19 protein-coding genes are annotated in these 21,439 nt (G+C 70.2%); 11 read left to right on the top strand and 8 right to left on the bottom strand.

Annotated features, from left to right (window positions below):
- Nucleotides 1-378: 378 nt before the first annotated feature.
- Nucleotides 379-687 (top strand): hypothetical protein, encoded by a 309-nt coding sequence (locus tag LJ657_RS36830; RefSeq protein WP_232653279.1) that lies wholly within the window; start codon nucleotides 379-381, stop codon nucleotides 685-687.
- A 298-nt stretch (nucleotides 688-985) separates the two neighbouring features.
- On the opposite strand, the gene LJ657_RS36825 is transcribed toward LJ657_RS36830, so the two are convergent.
- The 7 genes from LJ657_RS36825 to LJ657_RS36795 all read right to left on the bottom strand — a co-directional run bounded on the left by LJ657_RS36825 (nucleotide 986) and on the right by LJ657_RS36795 (nucleotide 8,650).
- Nucleotides 986-2,206 carry a TerD family protein gene (locus LJ657_RS36825; protein WP_232653285.1) on the bottom strand — a complete coding sequence of 407 codons (1,221 nt, stop codon included), beginning with the start codon at nucleotides 2,204-2,206 and terminating at the stop codon, nucleotides 986-988.
- 288 nt (nucleotides 2,207-2,494) lie between these two features.
- Entirely contained in the window at nucleotides 2,495-3,484 is a 990-nt protein-coding gene (locus LJ657_RS36820) for a zinc-dependent alcohol dehydrogenase family protein (RefSeq protein ID WP_232653278.1), read from the bottom strand.
- On the bottom strand, nucleotides 3,481-4,329 hold the full coding sequence (locus LJ657_RS36815; RefSeq protein WP_232653277.1) for a carbohydrate ABC transporter permease: 849 nt from the start codon (nucleotides 4,327-4,329) through the stop codon (nucleotides 3,481-3,483). Before LJ657_RS36815 ends, LJ657_RS36820 begins: the two co-directional genes overlap by 4 nt.
- Complete coding sequence (locus tag LJ657_RS36810) at nucleotides 4,326-5,264, bottom strand: carbohydrate ABC transporter permease (RefSeq protein WP_232653276.1); 939 nt, start codon at nucleotides 5,262-5,264, stop codon at nucleotides 4,326-4,328. Before LJ657_RS36810 ends, LJ657_RS36815 begins: the two co-directional genes overlap by 4 nt.
- Nucleotides 5,261-6,634: an ABC transporter substrate-binding protein gene (locus LJ657_RS36805; protein ID WP_232653275.1), complete on the bottom strand. Its 1,374-nt coding sequence runs from the start codon at nucleotides 6,632-6,634 to the stop codon at nucleotides 5,261-5,263. Before LJ657_RS36805 ends, LJ657_RS36810 begins: the two co-directional genes overlap by 4 nt.
- A 134-nt stretch (nucleotides 6,635-6,768) precedes the next feature.
- Nucleotides 6,769-7,548, bottom strand: coding sequence for a DeoR/GlpR family DNA-binding transcription regulator (locus LJ657_RS36800; protein WP_232653274.1), 780 nt, complete (start codon nucleotides 7,546-7,548; stop codon nucleotides 6,769-6,771).
- Nucleotides 7,549-7,840: 292 nt separating this feature from the next.
- Nucleotides 7,841-8,650 carry an NAD-dependent epimerase/dehydratase family protein gene (locus LJ657_RS36795; RefSeq protein ID WP_232653273.1) on the bottom strand — a complete coding sequence of 270 codons (810 nt, stop codon included), beginning with the start codon at nucleotides 8,648-8,650 and terminating at the stop codon, nucleotides 7,841-7,843.
- A 225-nt stretch (nucleotides 8,651-8,875) separates the two neighbouring features.
- Here LJ657_RS36795 and LJ657_RS36790 point away from each other — a divergent pair, with 225 nt between their 5' ends.
- Nucleotides 8,876-9,850 (top strand): 5-dehydro-4-deoxyglucarate dehydratase, encoded by a 975-nt coding sequence (locus LJ657_RS36790; RefSeq protein ID WP_232653272.1) that lies wholly within the window; start codon nucleotides 8,876-8,878, stop codon nucleotides 9,848-9,850.
- Complete coding sequence (locus LJ657_RS36785; protein ID WP_232653271.1) at nucleotides 9,847-11,010, top strand: hypothetical protein; 1,164 nt, start codon at nucleotides 9,847-9,849, stop codon at nucleotides 11,008-11,010. Before LJ657_RS36790 ends, LJ657_RS36785 begins: the two co-directional genes overlap by 4 nt.
- A gap of 134 nt (nucleotides 11,011-11,144) precedes the next feature.
- Here the strand turns inward: LJ657_RS36785 and LJ657_RS36780 are convergent, their stop codons facing one another.
- The gene (locus LJ657_RS36780; protein ID WP_232653270.1) at nucleotides 11,145-12,389 is read right to left on the bottom strand and encodes an MFS transporter; all 1,245 of its coding nucleotides are present in this window, start codon (nucleotides 12,387-12,389) and stop codon (nucleotides 11,145-11,147) included.
- Nucleotides 12,390-12,769: 380 nt separating this feature from the next.
- Between LJ657_RS36780 and LJ657_RS36770 the strand changes: the two genes are divergently transcribed.
- From LJ657_RS36770 to LJ657_RS36735, 8 genes are all read left to right on the top strand, one after another.
- On the top strand, nucleotides 12,770-13,474 hold the full coding sequence (locus LJ657_RS36770) for a GntR family transcriptional regulator (RefSeq protein WP_232653269.1): 705 nt from the start codon (nucleotides 12,770-12,772) through the stop codon (nucleotides 13,472-13,474).
- Nucleotides 13,471-14,382 (top strand): dihydrodipicolinate synthase family protein, encoded by a 912-nt coding sequence (locus LJ657_RS36765; RefSeq protein ID WP_232653268.1) that lies wholly within the window; start codon nucleotides 13,471-13,473, stop codon nucleotides 14,380-14,382. Before LJ657_RS36770 ends, LJ657_RS36765 begins: the two co-directional genes overlap by 4 nt.
- Entirely contained in the window at nucleotides 14,379-16,109 is a 1,731-nt protein-coding gene (gene araD, locus LJ657_RS36760; RefSeq protein ID WP_232653267.1) for an L-arabinonate dehydratase, read from the top strand. The genes LJ657_RS36765 and araD overlap by 4 nt, the downstream gene beginning before the upstream one ends.
- A gap of 166 nt (nucleotides 16,110-16,275) precedes the next feature.
- Nucleotides 16,276-17,211, top strand: a complete 936-nt coding sequence (locus LJ657_RS36755; protein ID WP_232653266.1) for a carbohydrate ABC transporter permease — start codon at nucleotides 16,276-16,278, stop codon at nucleotides 17,209-17,211.
- A complete protein-coding gene (locus LJ657_RS36750) occupies nucleotides 17,208-18,092 on the top strand; it encodes a carbohydrate ABC transporter permease (protein WP_232653265.1) in 885 nt (294 codons plus the stop codon). The genes LJ657_RS36755 and LJ657_RS36750 overlap by 4 nt, the downstream gene beginning before the upstream one ends.
- Nucleotides 18,089-19,381: a pectate lyase family protein gene (locus LJ657_RS36745; RefSeq protein WP_232653264.1), complete on the top strand. Its 1,293-nt coding sequence runs from the start codon at nucleotides 18,089-18,091 to the stop codon at nucleotides 19,379-19,381. The genes LJ657_RS36750 and LJ657_RS36745 overlap by 4 nt, the downstream gene beginning before the upstream one ends.
- Entirely contained in the window at nucleotides 19,378-20,523 is a 1,146-nt protein-coding gene (locus tag LJ657_RS36740; RefSeq protein WP_232653263.1) for a Gfo/Idh/MocA family protein, read from the top strand. The genes LJ657_RS36745 and LJ657_RS36740 overlap by 4 nt, the downstream gene beginning before the upstream one ends.
- Nucleotides 20,523-21,368 (top strand): DUF6807 domain-containing protein, encoded by an 846-nt coding sequence (locus LJ657_RS36735; RefSeq protein ID WP_232653262.1) that lies wholly within the window; start codon nucleotides 20,523-20,525, stop codon nucleotides 21,366-21,368. The genes LJ657_RS36740 and LJ657_RS36735 overlap by 1 nt, the downstream gene beginning before the upstream one ends.
- Nucleotides 21,369-21,439: the final 71 nt, after the last annotated feature.

Raw genomic sequence — 21,439 nt, 5'->3', positions numbered from 1 at the left:
GCTGTGCGCCGCGACGCACGGCGTGCCGCCCGCCGCGTAGATGTCGCAGGGACCTTGTGCGGCGGCCTGCGAGGCGCCGCTGAACGCGACAAGACCGGCGAAGGCAAGCGCCACCGCGGCCAAGGAGACAACCAGCCCGCGGCTCAGTCGTCGGAAAACATGCAGGGCAGGCACCGTGAACTCCCTTGTGCATCGGTACGGGGACAGCAAGCCGCAACCCCAACCGCGTTCGCGGTGGGCTCTGGGGGTGGGCTGACGGGGGGCTGAGGGCGGGCGGACGGTCTGTGCGAGCGGATCCGTCAGCGGGCCGCCCCCGAATTGTTAGCGCTAACAATTCGGAACGCGAACCAGCCATCACTCGGCCGTTCGGATTAAGCCATGACTATCGACGAACTCCCGATGGACGTCAAGACGTCGAACCGATCCGTTTCGAGGAGGAACACGACGGACCTCGCCGCAATCGGCAGGCGCAATCTGGACCGCTCCGGGATCAGAGGCCACTGGTCCGACACGGCCGGCTCGGCCCGCAGCATGCAGACATCCGCAGGGCACTCCCCGCCTGCCCAGCGCGACCCCGAGCGCCGCATCCAGCAGGATCTCGCCGGGGCCGGGGCCGGGGCCGGGGCCGGGGCCGGGGCCGGGGCCGGGACCGGCCCGCGCCTTGCGCCACGCCGCCAACGCCACTGATGCAGCGCGTCATGCAGGCCGAATGAACGACGGAATGACGAAGGCCCCGGCAGGTTCGCCGACACTGTTGGCGAACCTGCCGGGACTTTCTCATCGCTCGAGATCGGGGATTGGGAAAACGATGGGAAACAAATCGAGTGAGCGACCTCGGTCTACTCCCAACAACCTCTGGATTCCTCTGAGGCGCCCTTTCGGGTCATCCGCCAGCAGTACGGGTGCCGGCGCCCACCGCCATCACGCACGCTCTGGACGGCAGGCGTGTCGTCCCCGGATTCCAACGCCCTGAACTGCGTAAACGTTATAGGGACTGTGCCGCCGGCTTCACCATGTTGCGGACCGTTCGGGCCTTTACGAAATCGCCCATTGCTGTCATCTCCCACTCGCCGGAGAACTGGCGGATCAGTTTCGCCATCATCACGCCCGTCTGGGGTTCGGCGTTGGTCAGGTCGAACCGGACGAGTTCCTCGCCGGTGGCCGCGTCCAGGAGGCGGCAGTAGGCCTTGGCGACCTCGGTGAACTTCTGGCCGGAGAAGGAGTTGACCGTGAATACCAGGCCGGTGGCGTCCTGCGGGATGCGGCCGAGGTCGACCACGATGACCTCGTCGTCGCCCCCGCCTTCGCCGGTGAGGTTGTCGCCGGAGTGCTTGATCGCGCCGTTGAGGATGGACAGCTTGCCGAAGTAGCAGCTGTCGATGTGGTTGCGCTGCGGACCGTACGCGATGACCGACGCGTCCAGGTCGATGTCCTTGCCGCCGTAGGCAGGCTCCCAGCCGAGGCCCATCTTGACCTGGGAGAGCAGCGGGCGGCCGCCCTTGACGAGGGAGACCGTCTGGTTCTTCTGGAGGTTGACCCGGCCCTTGTCGAGGTTGATCTTTCCGGTGCCCGGGGCGGGGGGACCGCCCGCCGGGGCGGGCGTGGCCGGGGGAGGCGGCGGCGTGGTGGACAGGGGCGGGGCCGGCGGGGTCACCGGGGGCTGCATCGTGGGCGTCGGCGGAGCGACCGGCTGGGGCGGGGCGGCCGCGGCCGGTTCCTCGACCGTGACGCCGAAGTCGGTGGCGATGCCCGCCAGGCCGTTGGCGTAGCCCTGGCCGACCGCACGGGCCTTCCACTGGCCGTTGCGCAGATAGATCTCCACGACCACCAGTGCCGTCTCGGCGCCGAGTTGCGGGGGTGTGAACGTGGCCAGGACGGAGTTGTCGTCCGCGCTCCGGATCGTGGCCGTCGGTTCGATGCCCTGGAAGGTCTGGCCTTGGGCGTCCGGGCTGGCGGTGACGACGATCTTCTCGATGCCCGGCGGGACGGCGGCGGTGTCGACGACGATCGCGTCGGGCGCCGTGCCACCGCCCGACCGGTACGTCACGCCCGGGCCCTGGGGCTGGTTGTAGAAGATGAAGTCGTCGTCGGAGCGCACCTTGCCGTCGCCCGTGAGCAGCAGGCTCGATACGTCGAGCCGCACGGGGGCGGCGACGTCCACCGTCACGCGGGGGGTGGAGAGAGGGATGTTCGAGCCGGGGGTCATAGCTGTCATGCCGGGTGAACGAGCGAGGCCGCTTTACTGTTCCCTTACCCTCCGGCCAATTGGCCGACCTTTTGTTTCGCCCCCGCCGCCCCTTCCCGTCCCGACCCCGGGGGCCGGCCCCCGGACCCCCGCTCCTCAAACGCCGGAGGGGCTGGATTTTCGCCGGCCGGGGCTTGATCCTTCAGCCAGTCCGGCGTTTGAGGACGAGGCCGTTCAGGCCGAAGCGGGGGTCTGGGGGCGGCAGCCCCCAGGTACGGGACGGGTAGGGGCGGCGGGGGCGACAAACCCCTACGGCACCACCACGATCTTGCGGCCCACCCCCGCCGCGAACTGCTCCAGCGCCTCCGGGTACCGCTCCAGCGGGATGCGGTCGCTGATGAAGACCTCCGGGTCGAGCACGCCGTTCGCGAACAACTCCGCCGCCCGCTCGAAGCTGTGCAGGACCGCCATCGAACCGGTGATCGTGATCTCCTGGTTGTAGATGCGGTACGGATCGATCGTCACCCGCGTCGCGTAGTCCGCGACACCGAACTGCAGGAACGTCCCGGCCTTCGCCACCCGGTCCAGGCCGTCCTGGATCGCGGCCGCGTTGCCGGTGGCGTCGACCACCACGTCCCAGCCCTGCGGCCGCTCCAGCTCGTCCGCGTTCGCCGCCGACGCCGAGACACCGAGCCGCACCGCCGTCTCCAGCCGCGCCGGGTTGAGGTCCACCACGTCCACGCTCGCCGCCCCCGTGCGCTTGGCGAGCTCCAGCATCATCAGGCCCATCGTCCCCGAGCCGTAGATCAGGACGTGCGCACCCAGGCGTGAGCGGAGGACGTCGTAGCCGCGGACCGCGCAGGACAGGGGCTCCACCAGGGCCGCGTCCTCGGTGCGTACGTGCTCGGGCAGTTTCACGCAGTTCGCCACCGGTGCCACCGCGAACTGCGCCGCGCCGCCGGCCGTCGTGACGCCGATCGCGGCCCAGCGTTCGCAGAGGTTGTTGTGGCCGGTACGGCAGTGGCGGCACTCGTAGCAGTACAGGGACGGGTCGACCGCCACCCGGTCGCCGACCGCGACCCCCGTGACCTGGGTGCCGACGCCGACGACCTGGCCCGCGAACTCGTGTCCTGGCACGATCGGCAGCTTGGGCGCGAATTCGCCCTGGAGGATGTGCAGGTCCGTGCCGCACAGGCCGCAGGCGGCGACCTCGACGACGACCTCGCGCGGCCCTGGCGTCGGGTCGGGGACCTCCGTGACGACGGCACGGCCCACGGACTCGATGACGGCGGCCTTCATTTCACGGCTCCCAGTGACAGGCCCTGGACCAGCTTGTCCTGGGCGGCGAACCCCGCGGCGAGCACCGGCAGGGAGATGACGAGCGACGCGGCGCACACCTTCGCCAGGAACAGGCCCTGGCTGGTGATGAAGCCGGTCAGGAAGACGGGGGCCGTCTCGGCCACCACGCCGGTCAGGACTCGGGCGAACAGCAGCTCGTTCCAGCTGAAGATGAAGCAGATCAGGGCCGTCGCTGCGATGCCGGGCAGGGCGATCGGGGCCACCACGCGCGCGAGGATCGTCGGCAGCCGGGCGCCGTCGATCTGCGCGGCCTCGATCACCGCCGCCGGCACCTCGGCGAGGAAGGACTGCATCATCCACACCGCGATCGGCAGGTTCATGGACGTGTAGAGGATGACCAGCAGCCAGATGTTGTCCAGCATGCCGGTGTTCTTGGCGAACAGGTAGATCGGGAGGAGGCCCGCCACGACCGGCAGCATCTTCGTCGACAGGAAGAAGAACAGGACGTCCGTCCACTTCTTCACCGGCCGGATCGAGAGAGCGTACGCCGCCGGGAGGGCCAGCAGCAGGACCAGGACCGTCGAACCCACCGACGCCACCGCGGAGTTGACCAGCGCCGGCCAGGGGCTCGCGCCGCCGCCCGTGCCGAAGAACTCGCGGTAGCCGTCGAGGGTGAGGGCGGCGCCGAAGGACGGCGGGTTGGTGGCCGCGTCCGACTCCGAGTGGAAGGACGTCAGCGCCATCCAGGCGATGGGCAGGAAGAAGACGATGCCGAGCAGCCAGGCCACCAGACCCAGGCCTGCTCCCCTGCGGCGGGGGCTTGTTCGTACGGCGACCGTGCTCATGCGCGGGACACCTCCTCACGGAACAGGGACGACACGACGCGCAGGGCGAAGGTCGCGATGATGATCGAGCCGATGACCACCAGGACGCCCGCGGCCGAGGCGAGGCCGTTCTCATGGGCCTGGTAGAAGCTCTGGTAGACGGTGTAGGGGAGGTTGGCGGTGCCCAGGCCGCCGGAGGTGATGGTGAAGACCGCGTCGAAGTTCTGGACGATGTAGATCGAGCCGAGCAGGGCGCCCAGCTCCAGATACCTGCGCAGGTGCGGGAGCGTGAGGTGGCGGAAGATCTGCCAGTCGTTCGCGCCGTCCACGCGTGCGGCTTCGAGCTGCTGGCTGTCCCGGCTCTGCAGGCCCGCCAGCAGGATCAGCATCATGAACGGCGTCCACTGCCAGATCAGCGAGGCCTCGACGGCGAGCAGCGGGGTAGTGGAGATCCAGTCCGGCTGCGGGCCGCCGACGTAGTGCAACAGGCCGTTGAGCAGGCCGTATTCGGGGTTGTACAGGACGTGCTTCCACAGCAGGGCCGCGGCGACCGGGACCACCAGGAAGGGGGCGATCAGAAGGGTGCGGACAAATCCCCGGCCCCGGAACCTCCGGTCGAGGAGCAGCGCCAGCACCATGCCCAGGACCAGGCTGACCAGGACCACCGTCACCGTCAGCAGGATCGTCGTCCACACCGAGTGGCGCAGGTCGGCGTCGGTCAGAACCTGCTGGTAGTTGTCGACTCCGGTGAAGTGGCGGGCCTTGGGATACAGGGCGTTCCAGTCGAAGAACGAGATCACCACGGTGGCCACGAACGGCAGCTGGGTCACCACGATCATGAAGACCAGGGCGGGCAGCAGCGGGCCCCGGGTGGACCAGGCGCGCAGCCGGGCGGAGGGCCGGCGTGTCATGCGTACGGGAGTTGCGGTGATGGGGGCGGTTGTCGTGGCGCTCATCGTCCCTCGTACTCCTTCGAGATCTTCTCGGCGAGCTGCTGGGACTTCCTCAGGGCCGAGCCCACGGACTGGCGTCCGGCGATGGCCGCGCTGATCTCCTGGGAGACCTTGGTGCCGAGATCGGTGAACTCGGGGATGCCGACGAACTGGATGCCGGGCGCGGGACGCGGCTGCACCCCCGGGTTGTCGGGCCTGGCGCCCTCGATGGCCTCCCGGGTCATCTCCTGGAAGGCGCCGGCCTCCTTGCGGTAGTCGGCGTTGGTGTACGTCGAAGCGCGCTTGCCGGCGGGCACGTCGGACCAGCCGCTGGTGTCGCCGACCAGCTGCTCGTACTGCTTGCTGGACGCCCAGGAGACGAACTTCCAGGCCTTGTCGGGGTTGCGGGAGGCCTTCTGGATGCCCCAGGCCCAGGTGTAGAGCCAGCCGGAGGAGTCGGTCTTCTCCACGGGGGCGGGCGCGTAGCCGAGCTTGCCCTTGACGGGTGAGCCCTTGGCCTCCAGGGATCCGGCCGCGGAGGTGGCGTCGTACCACATGGCGACCTTGCCCTGGGTCATGTTGTTGAGGCACTCGGCGAAGCCCGACTGGGCGGCGCCGGACTCGCCGTGGCTGCGCACGAGGCCGACGTAGAACTTCGTCGCCTTCTCGAAGGCGGGGGAGTCGAGTTCGGCCTTCCAGTTCTTGTCGAACCAGGTGCCGCCGAAGGTGTTCACGACGGTGGTGAGCGGTGCCATGAGTTCGCCCCAGCCGGGCAGGCCGCGCAGACAGATGCCGCGCATCCCGGACTTCGCCCCGTCGACCTCGGCGGCGAGCTTCGCCACCTGGTCCCAGGTGGGGTGGGCCGGCATCGTCAGGCCCTTCTCGGCGAAGATGTCCTTGCGGTACATCAGGAAGGACGACTCGCCGTAGAAGGGCTGGCCGTAGAGCTTTCCGTCGTCGGCGGTCAGCGACTGGCGCATCGGCTTGAGGACGTCCTGCTCGTCGTACGCCGGGTCCTTGGCGACGTACGAGTTCATCTCGTGCAGCCAGTTGTTCTTGGCGTAGATCGGGATCTCGTAGTTGCTCAGCGTCGCCACGTCGTACTGGCCCGCCTGGTTGGCGAAGTCCTGGCTGATCTTGTCGCGGACGTCGTTCTCCGGCAGGACGGTGAAGTTCACCTTGATGCCGGTCTCCTTGGTGAAGTGCGCGGCGGTGAGTTTCTGCAGCTCCACCATCTGCGGGTTGTTGACCATCAGGACGTTGACGGAGTTCCCGCCGGAACCGGACCCGCCCGCCCCGACCCAACAGCCGGAGAGCAGCGGGGCGAGCAGCGTCCCTGCGGCGGCCATGGCGAGCATGGCTCGCGGTGGCCGTCGTCGGCTCGGGGTGCGCATGAATCGCTCCTGAACATATGGGGAGATAAGGGGCGGTTGTGGGCGTGGGAGTGCCCGGGGGAGGGTGAGTTGGGTTTTCAGGTGCAAAGGCACAAAGGTGCACAGGTGCACACGTGCGGGCGTGGACGGGTCCTCTAGACGCGGATGACCTGTGGGCCCAGGAGTGAGTAGCGGTGGGCCTCGGCCGAGGGGAGCAGGGTGCTGGTGACGATCGTCTCCAGTGCGCCGATCTCCGCGAACCGGCAGAAGCTGACCGCGCCGAACTTGGTGTGCACGCCCGCGAACACCGTGCGGCGCGCGGCCCGGATGGCCTGCGCCTTGACCTCGCTGACAGCGGGGTCGGGCGTGGTCAGGCCGTGCTCGCGGGAGATGCCGTTGGCGCCGATGAAGGCGAGGTCGATGACGAAACCGGCCAGCATCTTCGTCGTCCAGTGGTCGACGGTGGCCAGCGTGCCGGAGCGGACCCGGCCGCCGAGCAGCAGGACGGAGATGCCGCCGGCCTCGGCGAGTGCGCCCGCGACCGGCAGGGACGCGGTGACGACGGTCAGCGGCCGGTCCCTGGGCAGTGCCTCGGCGATGAGCTGTGGGGTGAAGCCCTCGTCGACGAAGACCGTCTCGGCGTCCCCGAGCAGTTCCGCCGCGGCGGCCGCGATCCGGCGCTTCTCGGGCACGTGGCTGGTGGCGCGGAACTCGAGCGTCGTCTCGAAGCCCGCGCTCTCCACGGGGTAGGCGCCGCCGTGGGTGCGGCGGACCAGGCCGTGGTCCTCCAGGGCGCGCAGATCCCGCCGTACGGTCTCCTTGGCCACGCCCAGTTCGACGGCGAGCTCGGTGACGTCGACCGAGCCGGTGGCGCGCGCGGCCCGCACGATCTCCCGCTGGCGCTCTTCCGCGGTCTTCGCAGTGTTCGCCGTCATCGCCGTCACCCGCTCCCGTGCCGTGTTGCCCGTTCGGGCCCGGTGGGGCCCACGCAGCAAGTTCTACCCCCGGGGTGCGGCACTGACCAGGTCTGTTGCAGGCCCGATGCTGCCCGTGTGTGCCCGTTTGCGGAGCGGAGTGCCCGCCTCGGACCTGCGTGGCTGTGAGTGGGGGCGTGGGAGCGGGCAGGTGCGGTGCCCGTTTTCGGGGGCGGGCGGGCCCGTTCGGTGCCCGCCCGCCCCCGCGGAGGATCAATTTTCGCCCCGCAACACTCCTGGGGCGTTGGTGACCTCAGTACGGCCAGATCGGTGGGTCGTTCACGAAGTGGCCGCCCAGGTAGGTGTGGGCGATGTCGTCGGGGTCCAGGTCGCCCTGGTCGGCGATCAGTTTCTCCGCGTACGGCTCGGAGTCGTCCTGGGGCTCGTAGCCGAGCGCCCGTGCCGTGGACAGGTCCCACCACAGGCGGGTGTTGGCGGAGGAGCCGTAGACGACGGTGTGGCCGACGTTGTCTGCGGTCAGGGCCGCGTGGAAGAGGCGTGCGCCGTCGGCCGGGCTCATCCAGATGGACAGCATGCGCACGCTGGTGGGCTCGGGGAAGCAGGAGCCGATGCGCACCGACACCGTCTCCAGGCCGTGCTTGTCCCAGTAGAGCTGCGCGAGGTCCTCGCCGAAGGACTTGGACAGTCCGTAGAAGGTGTCCGGCCGGCGCGGGGTGTCGACGGGGATCAGCGGGTCGTTCCCCTGGGGGCGCGGGGTGAAGCCCACCGCGTGGTTGGAGGAGGCGAAGACGATACGGCCCACGCCCTCCTCGCGCGCGGCCTCGTACAGGTTGTACGTGCCCTCGATGTTCGCCGCGAGGATCTTCTCGAACGGGGCTTCCAGGGAGATGCCGGCCAGGTGGATGATCGCGTCGACGCCCCGCACGGCCTCGCGCACGGCCTTCCTGTCGGCGAGATCCGCGGTGACGGCGTCCGGGTCGCCCTCGATCGGGCGTACGTCGAGGAGGCGCAGCCCGTAGCCGAAGGCCGGGAGCAGGTTCCGCATCAGAGTGCCGAGCCCGCCGGCGGCGCCGGTGAGCAGAACGGTGCGGGGGGCTGGCATCCTCGCTTCTCCTTCGGTCAGCAGGCGCATGCGTGCACGTCATTCACATCCATGGACACGCTAAGGAGCCGGGCCTGACCCCGTCAAGTGCTCTGCGAAATGCGGAAATCCGCTGATGTGATGCCGGTGGGTGCGCTTGACCGGCCACAAAGGAGCACCTTAGCGTGGTGGCGTTCAGAAATGTAGACGCAGATCACGAACATGGAAACGGAATCGGGAGTGCCCGTGACGCCAGTCCCTCTCGCCGCTCGACTCGGCATCCCCAGCGGGCCGCTGTTCTTCCCGGTCACCGCCTACGGCCGCGACGGCTCGGTCGACCTCGACGTGTACCGCGCCCATGTGCGCCGCGGGGTCGAGGCCGGGGCCGCCGCGGTCTTCGCCTGCTGCGGCACCGGCGAGTTCCACGCGCTCACGCCCGAGGAGTTCGAGGCGTGCGTGCGGGCGGCCGTCGAGGAGGCCGAGGGGCGGGTGCCGGTCGTGGCCGGCGCCGGGTACGGCACCGCACTCGCCGTCCGGTACGCGCGCGTGGCCGAGGCCGCCGGGGCGGACGGGCTGCTCGCCATGCCGCCGTACCTCGTTCTCGCCGGTCAGGAGGGGCTGCTGCGGCACTACCGGGAGGTGGCCGCCGCGACCGCGCTGCCCGTGATCGTCTACCAGCGCGACAACGCCGTGTTCACCCCGGAGTCCGTCGTCGAACTGGCCCGCACGGACGGGGTCATCGGCTTCAAGGACGGCCTCGGCGACCTCGACCTCATGCAGCGCATCGTCAGCGCGGTCCGCACCGAGGTCCCGGGCGGCTTCCTCTACTTCAACGGTCTGCCGACCGCCGAACAGACCCAGCTCGCCTACCGCGCCATCGGCGTCCCGCTCTACTCCTCCGCCGTGTTCTGCTTCGCCCCGGAGATCGCGCTCGCCTTCCACCAAGGGCTGGAGTCCGGCGACACCGCGATCGCGCACCGGCTCCTCGACGGCTTCTACCGGCCGTTCGTCGAACTGCGCGCACAGGGGCGCGGCTACGCCGTCGCGCTGGTCAAGGCGGGCGTGCGGCTGCGCGGGCTCGACGTCGGGGAGGTCCGGCCGCCGCTGCACGAGCCGACCGAGGATCATGTCAAGCAGCTCGCCGAGCTGATCGAGCGAGGGTATGCGCTGTTGGAAGAGAACAGTGGAGACGGAGACCAAGTGAAGGCGGAGAGCAAGTGAAGGCGTCGACTTTCGTCTACCCCTGGGACGTCAACGGGGACCCGGAGGCCGCGGGCCGCATCGCCGCGCTCGGTGTGCGGCAGGTGACGCTCGCCTCGGCGTACCACTCCACGCGCGCGCTCACGCCCCGCCATCCGCGCCACCGCATCGTCACGGCCGAACACGCGGCCGTGCTGTATCCGGCCGACGGCCGCTGGGAAGGACGTGCGCTGCGGCCGTACGCGGCCGGGGACTGGGCGCCCGAAGACGCCTACGGCGAGGCGGCCGCGGCCCTCGCGGAAGCCGGCCTGGAGGTGCACACCTGGGTCGTCCTCGCCCACAACTCCCGCCTGGGCGCCGATCATCCGGACACCTCCGTCGTCAACGCCTACGGTGACCGTTACCCGTGGGCGCCGTGCATCGCCCAGCCCGCCACGCGCGCGTACCTCGTCGACCTGGCCGTGGAGGCGGCCGTACGACCGGGAGCGCGCGGCACCGAGCTGGAGTCCCTCGGCTGGTACGGGCTGGAGCATCTGCACGCCCACGACAAGACCGCCGGGGTCGGCCTCGGAGACGCAGGGATGTACCTGATGGCGCTCTGCTTCTGCCCCACCTGCCGGGAGGGCTACGGCGAACAGGGCCTGGACGCCGATGGGTTGGCGGCCTCCGTACGCGTGGCGCTGGAGCCGCTGTGGCAGGGCGCGCCCGACGACGGCGGCTGGGCCGGGGTCGAGAAGCTGCTCGGCGAGGCGACGGCGGCCGCCACGCGCGCGTGGCGCGACGAAACCGCACGCACGCTCCAGGAGACCGCCGTCCGGGCGGTGCGCGCGGCTGCCCCCGAGGGCTTCCAGGTGCTGCTGCACGCCGACCCCGTGACGTATCACGTCGGCGCCAACCCGGGCGTGGACCCGGCCCACATCCTGACCGTCGCGGACGGTGTGGTCGTGCCGTGCGCGGGCGGCACGGGCCTGCTGACACCGTTCGCCGACCAGGCCCGGGAAGGGGCCGTGATCGCCGCCAACCTCCCCGTGGTCTCGGGCATGGGCGGCAGCCCGGCCACACTGACCGCGGACACGGAGCAGGCACGGCAGCGGGGAGCGACCGAACTGCGGCTGTATCACGCCGGGTTGGCGTCGGACGCTGACCTGGAGGCGGTGCGGTCGGCGCTCGCCGTGCTGTGAGGAAGCCGGGCGGTCGTGACGTGCAGGATCGTGTGGCGAGTTCGGCCAGTGCTGCGGTAGCCCGAGCAGGTTCGGCGCGGTCGTCGGCGTGTTGGTCGTGGCTGCCGTAGGGCGGTGTGCGAACTGCGGTTGTGTCATGCGGGGTTGGTGCTGGACGGGGACCTGGACGCGGTGCGGTCGGTGCTCCGGCTCTGAAGCAGCGAGGCGGCCGTGGTCAGCAGGATCGTGCCGAGGGCGAGCAACAGGGTTCGGTAGTCGGTGAGTTCGACCAGCGCCGCGCCTGCGGCCAGCCCGAGTACGTTTGGTGCGAACATCAGGGTGTTGGCCGTGGCGGCCGTGCGGCCCAGCAGGGCGTCCGGCGTCTCGCGCTGCACGGCGGTGAGCGCGGCGATCAGGACGCAGGGCAGCCCCGCGCCGATCGCCGCACCGCACACCAGGGCCACCGTGTCCGACCGGATGGCCCGCGCCGCGACCGCGAGGCCCGTGAGGGCGATCCCGCCGGCCGCGAACCGCCGTCCGCCGAGGTGGCGCAGGGCCGGGCCGGCCGCCAGACCGACCGCGACCGAACCGACGCCCTGGACGGCGTACAGGACACCGGCGTAGGCGGGGGAGTGCCCAAGCCCGTCGATGACGGCGTAGAGCAGCGCCCCGGCCAGGCCCGCGCAGAACATCGTGGTGCCGCCCGCCAGGACCAGGGGCCGCAGCCGGGGGTGCGTCCACAGGTATCCGATGCCCTCCGCGGTACGTACCCGCCGGCCGTTCGCGGGCGGCTGCGGCCTTTCCTCGCGGACGCGCAGCAGTGTGTACAGGCCGGTGGCCAGGACGAACGTGACGGCGTCCAGCAGGGCGACGCTCGGGCCGCCGTACGCCGTGAAGAGCCCCGCCCCGGCGAGCGGGGCCACCAGCTTCATGCCCTCGGTCGCCGTCATGCGCAGCCCGTTGAAGTCGCCCAGCAGGGACCGGTCGACCGCGGCCGCGACCAGGGCCGACTCGGCCGCGTCATGGACGACGCCCGCGGCGCCGTACACGAACAGGACCGTGTAGAGCAGCCACAGCCGCCCCGGGGAGTCGACGGCGAGGAGGGTGGGCAGCAGGGCGGCCAGGAGGAGGTTCGTGCTGATCAGCAGGGGCCGTCGCCTGACCCGGTCGGCGAGCGTGCCGAGCAGGGGGCCGGCGAGCGTGGGCGCCCACATGACCAGGAGGCACAGCGCCGCCAGTCCGTCCGAGCCCGTCAGCTCCTTGACCCACACGCCGGACGCCAGCCACAGCGCCGACGTCCCGAAGCCGGAGATCACCACGCCCGCGAGATACAGGCCGCCGTTGCGGTCCCGCAGAACCCGCACAACTCCCCATGCCGATGCCGATGCCGATGTCGTCATGCCTGGCCATCGTGGGGCTAAGGACCGCAGGCGGGGATCAGGCAAATGACTTATGGATGAGCCCGTCGAACGGGTCGGAGACCGGCCTGCGATGAGTTTCGGGTGCGTGCGCGGTCCACATCGAAGAGATCCCCCGTGGTGCCCGGACCGGCACACGCTCCGCTGCCCGACCGGGCGGTGGGGCTGAGCGGGCGCGACCCCGGCCGGACGCCGCAGGACTGCCGATCGGCCCCCGCAACCCCAACTTCCTTTGTCAGAAGCATTGACGAAACATGCGCCCCCTCCTACCTTCAACGCGTCGTACTTCGTACGTCATATATGAGACGCGATACGCGAGATCAGATACCTGAGATCTGACACGTGACTTCCGAGAGGCGCGCATGACCTCTGTGCCCACCCCGATCCCGTCCCGCACGCAGTACGTGCTGGACGCGATCAAACACCGCATCCTCACCGGGCAGTTGACGCCTGGCCAGGCCCTGGTCGAGACCGAGCTCGCCGCACAGTTCGGGGTGTCCAAGACCCCCGTGCGCGAGGCGCTCAAGACCCTGGCCGGCACCGGGCTCGTGGTGATGAGCCAGTACAAGGGCGTCACGGTGCGCATGGTGGACGCGGACATGGCGCGCGAGGTCTACGACGTGCGGCTGCTGCTGGAGCCGGAGGCGCTCAAGCGCGCGGTGCGGCGAGGGGCCTCCCTGGATGCCGCCCGCACGGCGCTGACCAGGGCCGACGACGCCACCGACACCGCTGAACGGTCCCTCGCCAACCGGGAGTTCCACCGCGCCCTGTACCTGCCCTGCGGCAACCCGCTGCTGGGCCGCATGCTCGACGAGGTCCGCGACCAGGCCGCCCTGGTCTCCGCCGTGGCCTGGGCGGCCTCGCCCTCCTGGGAGCGGGAGGCCGGCGAGCACCGGGAGATCCTGCGGCTCGCCCTGGCCGGCGACGCCGACGGCGCGGCCCGCGCCCTGCACGCCCATATCGCGTCCTTCGTCGAGCGAGCGTTCCCCCAGGCAACCGACCAGGCAACCGAACAGGTAACCGACCCGGTCACCGACCAGGCAGCGAACCAGGAAGGCACGGCATGAGCAGCGTGACGTTCGAGACCCAACGGGCGGCCCTGGCCGACGTGGTGGCGATCCCGGTGACCCCGTTCACCGAGGACGGCACCGTCGACGAGGACGCCCACCGGGCTCTGCTGCGTCGGCTGCTCGAAGGCGGGATCGGCATCCTCACGCCCAACGGGAACACCGGCGAGTTCTACGCCCTCGCCCCCGAAGAGCGCCGCCTCGTCACGGAGTCGACCATCGAGGAGACCGGCGACCGCGCCGCGATCCTCGTCGGCGTCGGCCACGACGTGCCCACCGCCGTCGCCTCCGCACGGCATGCCCGTGAGCACGGCGCCCAGATGGTGATGGTCCACCAGCCCGTCCACCCGTACGTCTCCCAGGGCGGCTGGGTCGACTACCACCGCGCCATCGCTGAGGCCGTCCCCGAACTGGGCGTCGTCCCGTACATCCGCAACGCCCAGCTGGCCGGCGCCCGCCTCGCCGAACTCGCCGACGCCTGCCCGAACGTCATCGGGGTCAAGTACGCCGTCCCGGACGCCGCCAAGTTCGCCGCCTTCGCCCGGGACGCGGGGCTCGACCGCTTCGTGTGGGTCGCCGGTCTCGCCGAGCCCTACGCCCCCTCCTACTTCTCCGCGGGCGCCACCGGCTTCACCTCCGGACTCGTGAACGTCGCTCCGTCCGTCTCGCTGAACATGATCGAAGCGCTTCGATCCGGCGACTATCAGGCCGCCATGAAGGTCTGGGAGCAGATCCGCCGCTTCGAGGAACTGCGCGCAGCCAACGGCTCCGCCAACAACGTCACCGTCGTCAAGGAGGCCCTCGCCTCCCTCGGCCTGTGCCGCCGCGACGTCCGTCCCCCGAGCAGGCCGTTGCCCGAGGACGAACGCGCGGAGGTCGCCGCGATAGCCGCCGGGTGGTCGATATGACCCACAGGAAGAGCCCCGAAGAGCTCAGAAGCCACCAGTGGTACGGCGTCGAGGGCCAGCTGCGCACCTGGTCGCACAACGCCCGTATGCGCCAGCTGGGTTACGAGGCCGAGGAGTACCGGGGCCGCCCGGTGATCGCCGTCCTCGACACCTGGTCCGACATCAACCCCTGCCACGTCCATCTGCGCGAGCGGGCCGAGGCGGTCAAGCGGGGCGTGTGGCAGGCCGGTGGCTTCCCTCTGGAGTTCCCCGTCGCCACGCTCTCGGAGACGTACCAGAAGCCGACTCCGATGCTCTACCGCAACCTCCTCGCGATGGAGACGGAGGAACTGCTGCGGTCGTATCCGGTCGACGCGGCGGTGCTGCTCGGCGGCTGCGACAAGTCGACGCCGGCGCTGCTCATGGGCGCCGCCTCGGCCGACGTACCGTCGATCTTCGTGCCCGCCGGGCCGATGCTGCCGGGGCACTGGCGCGGCGAGACCCTCGGGTCCGGCACCGACATGTGGAAGTACTGGGACGAGCACCGCGCGGGCAACCTCACGGACTGCGAACTGCGCGAACTCCAGGGCGGGTTGGCCCGCTCGCCCGGTCACTGCATGACCATGGGGACCGCCTCCACGATGACCGCGGCGGCCGAAGCCCTCGGCATGACGCTGCCGGGCGCCTCCTCGATCCCGGCGGTCGACTCCGGGCACGAGCGGATGGCCGCCGCCTCCGGGCGCCGCGCCGTCGAACTCGCCTGGACCGGGCTCACACCGTCCGCGGTCCTCACCCGCGAGGCCTTCGAGGACGCCGTCACCACGGTGCTCGGGCTCGGCGGCTCCACCAACGCGGTCATCCATCTGATCGCGATGGCGGGACGTTGCCAAGTGCCCCTGGCTCTCGATGACTTCGACCGCATCGCGCGTACCGTGCCGGTGCTGGCCAACGTCCGTCCCGGCGGCCGGACGTACCTCATGGAGGACTTCTACTTCGCCGGCGGCCTGCCCGCCTTCCTCTCCCGGATCACCGACCTGCTGCATCTGGACCGGCCGACGGTCAACGGCACCCTGGGCGAGCAGATCGAAGGCGCCGTCGTCCACGACGACGACGTCATCCGCACCCGCGACAACCCGGTCGCCACCGAGGGCGGAGTCGCCGTCCTGCGCGGCAACCTCTGCCCCGACGGCGCCGTCATCAAGCACATCTCCGCCGAGCAGCACCTGCTCAAGCACACCGGTCCGGCGGTCGTCTTCGACGAGTACAAGACCATGCAACGCACCATCAACGACCCGGAGCTGGGCATCACCGCCGACAGCGTGCTGGTGCTGCGCAACGCCGGGCCCAAGGGCGGCCCCGGGATGCCCGAGTACGGCATGCTGCCGATCCCGGACCACCTGCTCAAGCAGGGCGTACGGGACATGGTCCGCATCTCCGACGCCCGGATGAGCGGCACGAGTTACGGCGCCTGCGCGCTGCACGTCGCGCCCGAGTCGTACATCGGCGGCCCGCTCGCCCTCGTCCGCTCCGGAGACCTCATCACCCTCGACGTCGAGGCGCGCTCCCTCCATCTCCACGTGGGCGACGAGGAGTTGGAGCAACGCAGGGCGGACTGGACACCCCCACCCACCCGTTACGAGCGCGGCTACGGCGCCCTCTTCAACGACCAGATCACCCAGGCGGACACCGGCTGCGACTTCAGGTTCCTGGCCGGCCGAGGCAACGTCCCAGACCCCTACGCAAGCTGAAGCGCCCCGTCAGGGGCGCGGGGCCGTATCGATATGCGGCTCCGCCGCGTGGGCGCGACAAGCCACCACAAGCCCGCACTCGCGATCCAGCCGCAACCGGCACAACCACGTGCACCGAGAAAGCGCTTGCCCCGCAAGACGGCCGTACCGAGAACGGAGACCTGTCATGGCCCAAGCCGCAGCCGTGGCGAAACCGCCCGCGCCACCCCGGCGGCGCCGTGCCTCCGCCACACCGCGCAGGCTGCCGTATCTGCTGATCGCCCCGGCGGCCCTGCTCATGCTGGGCTTCATCGCCTACCCGGTGATCAGCGTCTTCTACTACAGCCTGCAGAACTTCAACCCCACCAAGCCGTGGCGGAACGGCTTCGCGGGCTTCGACAACTTCGTCCAGATCTTCACCAAGGACACCCAGTTCTGGGACACGCTGACCTTCAGCGCCAAGTGGGTCATCGTCGAAGTGGGCCTGCAACTGCTGTTCGGTCTCGCACTCGCCCTCATCGTCAACCAGACCTTCGTGGGGCGGGCGGTGGGCCGAGCGCTCGTATTCTCCCCGTGGGCCGTGTCCGGTGTCCTGACCTCGGCGATCTGGGTGCTGCTCTACAACTCCCAGACGGGCGTCACCCGTTACCTCGCGGACATGGGCCTCGGCTCGTACGGCACCAGCTGGCTCTCGGACACCTCGACCGTCTTCCCCGCGGCGATAGTCGCCGACCTGTGGCGCGGTGTCCCTTTCTTCGCGATCCTCATCCTCGCCGACCTGCAGTCCGTCTCGAAGGACCTCTACGAGGCCGCCGAGGTCGACGGCGCGAGCCGCGTCAAGCAGTTCTGGCACATCACGCTGCCGCACCTGAAGGACGCGATCGTGCTGTCGACGCTGTTGCGCGGGGTGTGGGAGTTCAACAACGTCGACCTGCTCTACACCCTGACCGGCGGCGGCCCGGCGGGAGAGACCACCACCCTCCCGCTCTACATCGCCAACACCAGCGTGGACGCCCACAACTTCGGCTACGCATCGGCCCTGACCACGGTGGCGTTCGTGATTCTGCTCTTCTGCTCCATCGTCTATCTGCGGCTGAGCAAGTTCGGAGGTGAGGAGAAGTGATCACCGAGATCGCACCCGCGCCGGAGCGCGTGGCCGTCGAGCCCGCCCGGCCGAGGAAGAACCGCCGTGCCTGGGACGAGGCCCCCCGCTGGCAGATCTACGTCCCCCTGTCGATCTACCTCCTCTTCACCCTGATCCCCTTCTACTGGATCCTCCTCTTCGCCCTGCGCCCGGCCGGCTCGACCTCACTCGTGCCCTGGCCGATGACCTTGGACCACTTCGAGAAGGTCTGGAACGAGCGGGCCTTCGGCGTCTACTTCCAGAACAGCGTGCTCGTCGGAGTCGCGACCCTGGTGATGACGACCCTGGTCGCGCTGGCCGGCGGCTACGCCCTCGCCCGGTTCGACTTCAGGATCAAGAAGGCCTTCATGCTGGCCCTGCTCTGCACGCAGTTCGTGCCGGGCGCCCTGCTCCTCGTGCCCCTCTTCGAGATCTTCGCCAATCTGCGGATGATCAACTCGCTCGCGAGCGTCATCATCGCCGAGACCGTCTTCCAGCTGCCGCTGTCGATGATCCTGATCAGCGGGTTCATCCGGAACGTGCCGTACTCGCTCGAAGAGGCCGCCTGGGTCGACGGCTGCAACCGGTTCACCGCCTTCCGCATCGTCGTACTCCCGTTGCTGCGGCCCGGGTTGATCGCCGTCGGCTCCTTCGCCTTCGTGCACGCCTGGAACCACTTCCTGTTCGCCCTGATGTTCCTGAGCGACCAGAGCAAGCAGACCATCCCCGTCGGCCTGAACACGCTGATGAGTGCGGACAGCGTCGACCTCGGTGCGCTCGCCGCGGGCGGCATCATCGCGGCCGTACCCGTCGTGCTCGTGTTCGCCTTCATCCAGAAGTGGCTGATCACCGGGTTCAGCGCGGGGGCGGTGAAGGGATGAGGCTCCGTCACCTGACCATCGCGGCCGCCCTGTTGGCCACGCTGTGCATACCGGCGCACGCCGAAGCGGCCCGCGACATCAGCCGCGACATCCTCCCCGCGGACGACGGCTGGGCCGCCTACGGCAGCGGCACCACCGGCGGGTCGGCCGCCGACGACGCCCACGTCTTCACGGTCACCGACCGTGCGGGCCTGGCCCGCGCCCTCGACGGCGGCAGCGACACCCCGAAGATCATCAAGATCGCCGGGACCATCGACGCCGACACCGACGACGACGGCCACCACCTCGACTGCGACGACTACGCCACCGACGGCTACGGCCTGAAGAAGTACCTCGCAGCCTACGACCCCCGCACCTGGGGCTCGGCCAGGCCGAGCGGCCCGCAGGAGGAGGCCCGCCAGGCCTCGGCGGCCAAGCAGGCCGAGCGGGTCACGCTGCCCGTCGGCTCCAACACCACCATCGTCGGGCTCGGCGACTCCGCCGTCCTGAAAGGCGCGAACCTCCAGGTCAAGAACGCCGGCAACGTCATCATCCGCAACCTCGACCTGCGCGACGCCTATGACTGCTTCCCCGTCTGGCAGCCCAACACCGGTGGCCTCGGCGACTGGAAGACGTCGTACGACAACATCTGGCTGACCGGCGCCACCCACGTCTGGATCGACCACGTCACCGCGTCCGACAAGGGCCACCCGGACGCGAAGGAACCCGCCTACTTCGCCCGCAACTACCTGCGTCACGACGGACTGCTGGACATCACAGGCGCCTCCGACCTGGTCACCGTCTCCTGGAGCCGGTTCGCCGACCACGACAAGGCGATGCTGATCGGCAACAGCGACTCGGCGACCGAGGACCGCGGCAAACTGCGGGTCACCCTGCACCACAACCAGTTCGAGTCCGTCGTCCAGCGCGCACCACGCGTCCGCTTCGGGCAGGTGCACGTCTACGACAACCGGTACGTGGTCCCCGAGGGCAGCGAATACCGGTACTCCCTCGGCGTGTCCACCGAGTCCGGCATCTACGCCGAGAACAACGCCTTCCACACCCCGAGCCATGTCGAGGTCGCCGATCTCGTGAAGAGCTGGAACGGCACCGCTCTCCACCAGACCGGCACCCTCTTCAACGGCTACCCGGTGGACCTCCTGGCCGTCTACAACGCCTACAACTCCGGCAGCGAACGCGACCTCACGGCCGACGTCGGCTGGACGCCTACCCTGCACACAAAGATCGACAGCGCCGAGACGGCCGACCGAGAGGTGGCGCGCGGCGCGGGCGCAGGGAGGATCCGATGAGCACCGTAGACATCGTCCTGGCGGGTGCGCGCGGCCACGGCCGCTGGCACCTGGACAACATCCGCCGCCTCCAGGACAAGGGGATCGTACGGCTGGCAGGCATCTGCGAGCTGACCCCGCTGACCGCCGGCGAGCTCCCGGACGGCCTCGGCACGCCCGAGCAGTCCGCCGACTTCGGCGCGCTCCTCGACTCCACCGGCGCCCGGATCGCCGTCGTCTGCACACCCATCCCCACCCACACCGACCTGGCGCTGACGGCCGCCCGCAGGGGCGTGCACCTGCTCCTGGAGAAGCCGCCCGCTCCGTCGTACGCCGAGTTCCGCCGGATGGCCGACGGGGTCGCCGAAGCGGGCGTGGTCTGCCAGATCGGCTTCCAGTCGCTGGGCTCGCACGCCGTCCCGGCGATCCTCGCGATGGTCGCCGAGGGCGCTGTGGGCGAGGTCGTCGGGGTCGGCGGGGCCGGTGCCTGGGTGCGCGCCGAGGCCTACTACCGGCGGGCGCCCTGGGCGGGCAAACGGCGACTGAACGGCGTCGACGTGATCGACGGCGTGCTCACCAACCCCCTCGCGCACGCCGTCGCCACCGCCCTCGCCCTCAACGGCACCACACACGCCGAGGACGTCACCGGCATCGAGCTCGAACTGCTGCGCGCCAACGACATCGAGTCCGACGACACCTCCTGCGTCCGCGTCACCACCGCACAGGGCCGCCAGGTCACCGTCGCCGCGACCCTGTGCGCCGAGCAGGACGACGAGCCGTATGTCGTCGTGCACGGCACCCGCGGCCGGATCACCTTCTGGTACAAGCAGGACCGCGTCCTGCTCCAGCGCGCCGACCACGGCCCCGAGGAGTACGAGTACGGCCGCACCGACCTGCTGGAGAACCTGGTCGACCACCTCACCGACGGCGCCGGCCTCCTGGTCACCCCGGACGAGACGGGCGCCTTCATGAAGGTCGTTGAAGCAATTCGGCAGGCCCCCGACCCGGCTCCGATGCCGGCCGGAGCCTGGCACCTGGTCCCCGACGAGGGCCGCAGGGTCGTGCCCGGCATCGACGGACTCGTCGCGGCCGCCGCCGACACCCTCTCCCTCTACTCCGAGCTCGGCGCCACCTGGGCCCCACCGAAGGAGGTGAGCACTTGATGACGACCAACGACTCGCCCGTCCTGCGCGTCGCGGGCCGCCCGGTCGGCCGCTACATCACCCGGCCCGAACTGCCGGCCCGGCTCTCCCCGCGCCCCTATCTGCACCCCGTCACCACCCTCGCCGGCACGGCGGTCACCGAGCTGAGTCCCGCCGACCACACCCACCACCTCGGCGTCGGTGTCGCCGTTCCCGACGTCGAGGGGCACAACTTCTGGGGCGGGCGCACCTATGTCCGCGACCAGGGGCCGACCGAGCTGGGCAACCACGGCGCCCAGCGCCACACCTCCTTCCAGCTGCGCGACCCCGACGGCTTCGTGGAGGAACTGCGCTGGGTGGCGTCCGGAGGTGAGCTGCTGCGCGAGCGCCGCACGGTCGCCGCCACCGAACTCACCGACACCGCCTGGGCGTTGGACTTCACGTTCTCGCTCACGAACGTCACCGTCGGGCCACTGTCGATCGGCAGCCCGGCCACCAACGGACGCACAGGAGCGGCCTACGGCGGCTTCTTCTGGCGCGCCCGCAAGGAGCACGACACCCCGCACGTCTTCACCGCCGAGCGCGAGGGCGAACCTCAGGTGCACGGCACCCGCGCCGACTGGCTCGCCCTCGCGGGCACCACGTGGACCCTGGTCTTCGCCGGTGCCACGGCCGCCACCCGCCGCGACCCGTGGTTCGTGCGCACCGCCGAATACCCCGGCGTGGGCTCGTCCCTGGCGCACACCGAACGGCTCCCGATCCCGCCCGGAGAGACCGTCGTACGGCGCATCGTCACCGTCGTCGCCGACGGCCGCCTGAGCCGGACCGAGGCGGCGGCACTGGTCCGGAAGGCGGTGAGCCAGTGACGAACGACGTCCACCCGAACCCGACCGTCCACCCAGACGCGACCGTTCACCCGTACCCGACCGTCTACACG

Origin of the sequence: Streptomyces guryensis, from assembly GCF_021261325.1 — a bacterium.
Taxonomy (GTDB): domain Bacteria; phylum Actinomycetota; class Actinomycetes; order Streptomycetales; family Streptomycetaceae; genus Streptomyces; species Streptomyces guryensis.
Note: the sequence above shows the minus strand (reverse complement) of the source record. Positions and strands in the feature narration are given on the sequence as shown.

What these genes read in the sequence shown, in the direction of transcription:
- LJ657_RS36825 (WP_232653285.1), bottom strand. Translation starts at nt 2,206, where the DNA reads ATGACCCCCGGCTCGAACATCCCTCTCTCCACCCCCCGCGTGACGGTG.
- LJ657_RS36745 (WP_232653264.1), top strand. Translation starts at nt 18,089, where the DNA reads ATGAGGCTCCGTCACCTGACCATCGCGGCCGCCCTGTTGGCCACGCTG.
- LJ657_RS36820 (WP_232653278.1), bottom strand. Translation starts at nt 3,484, where the DNA reads ATGAAGGCCGCCGTCATCGAGTCCGTGGGCCGTGCCGTCGTCACGGAG.
- LJ657_RS36830 (WP_232653279.1), top strand. Translation starts at nt 379, where the DNA reads ATGACTATCGACGAACTCCCGATGGACGTCAAGACGTCGAACCGATCC.
- LJ657_RS36810 (WP_232653276.1), bottom strand. Translation starts at nt 5,264, where the DNA reads ATGAGCGCCACGACAACCGCCCCCATCACCGCAACTCCCGTACGCATG.
- LJ657_RS36815 (WP_232653277.1), bottom strand. Translation starts at nt 4,329, where the DNA reads ATGAGCACGGTCGCCGTACGAACAAGCCCCCGCCGCAGGGGAGCAGGC.
- LJ657_RS36770 (WP_232653269.1), top strand. Translation starts at nt 12,770, where the DNA reads ATGACCTCTGTGCCCACCCCGATCCCGTCCCGCACGCAGTACGTGCTG.
- LJ657_RS36780 (WP_232653270.1), bottom strand. Translation starts at nt 12,389, where the DNA reads ATGACGACATCGGCATCGGCATCGGCATGGGGAGTTGTGCGGGTTCTG.
- LJ657_RS36765 (WP_232653268.1), top strand. Translation starts at nt 13,471, where the DNA reads ATGAGCAGCGTGACGTTCGAGACCCAACGGGCGGCCCTGGCCGACGTG.
- LJ657_RS36805 (WP_232653275.1), bottom strand. Translation starts at nt 6,634, where the DNA reads ATGCGCACCCCGAGCCGACGACGGCCACCGCGAGCCATGCTCGCCATG.
- araD (WP_232653267.1), top strand. Translation starts at nt 14,379, where the DNA reads ATGACCCACAGGAAGAGCCCCGAAGAGCTCAGAAGCCACCAGTGGTAC.
- LJ657_RS36740 (WP_232653263.1), top strand. Translation starts at nt 19,378, where the DNA reads ATGAGCACCGTAGACATCGTCCTGGCGGGTGCGCGCGGCCACGGCCGC.
- LJ657_RS36800 (WP_232653274.1), bottom strand. Translation starts at nt 7,548, where the DNA reads ATGACGGCGAACACTGCGAAGACCGCGGAAGAGCGCCAGCGGGAGATC.
- LJ657_RS36735 (WP_232653262.1), top strand. Translation starts at nt 20,523, where the DNA reads ATGACGACCAACGACTCGCCCGTCCTGCGCGTCGCGGGCCGCCCGGTC.
- LJ657_RS36795 (WP_232653273.1), bottom strand. Translation starts at nt 8,650, where the DNA reads ATGCCAGCCCCCCGCACCGTTCTGCTCACCGGCGCCGCCGGCGGGCTC.
- LJ657_RS36755 (WP_232653266.1), top strand. Translation starts at nt 16,276, where the DNA reads ATGGCCCAAGCCGCAGCCGTGGCGAAACCGCCCGCGCCACCCCGGCGG.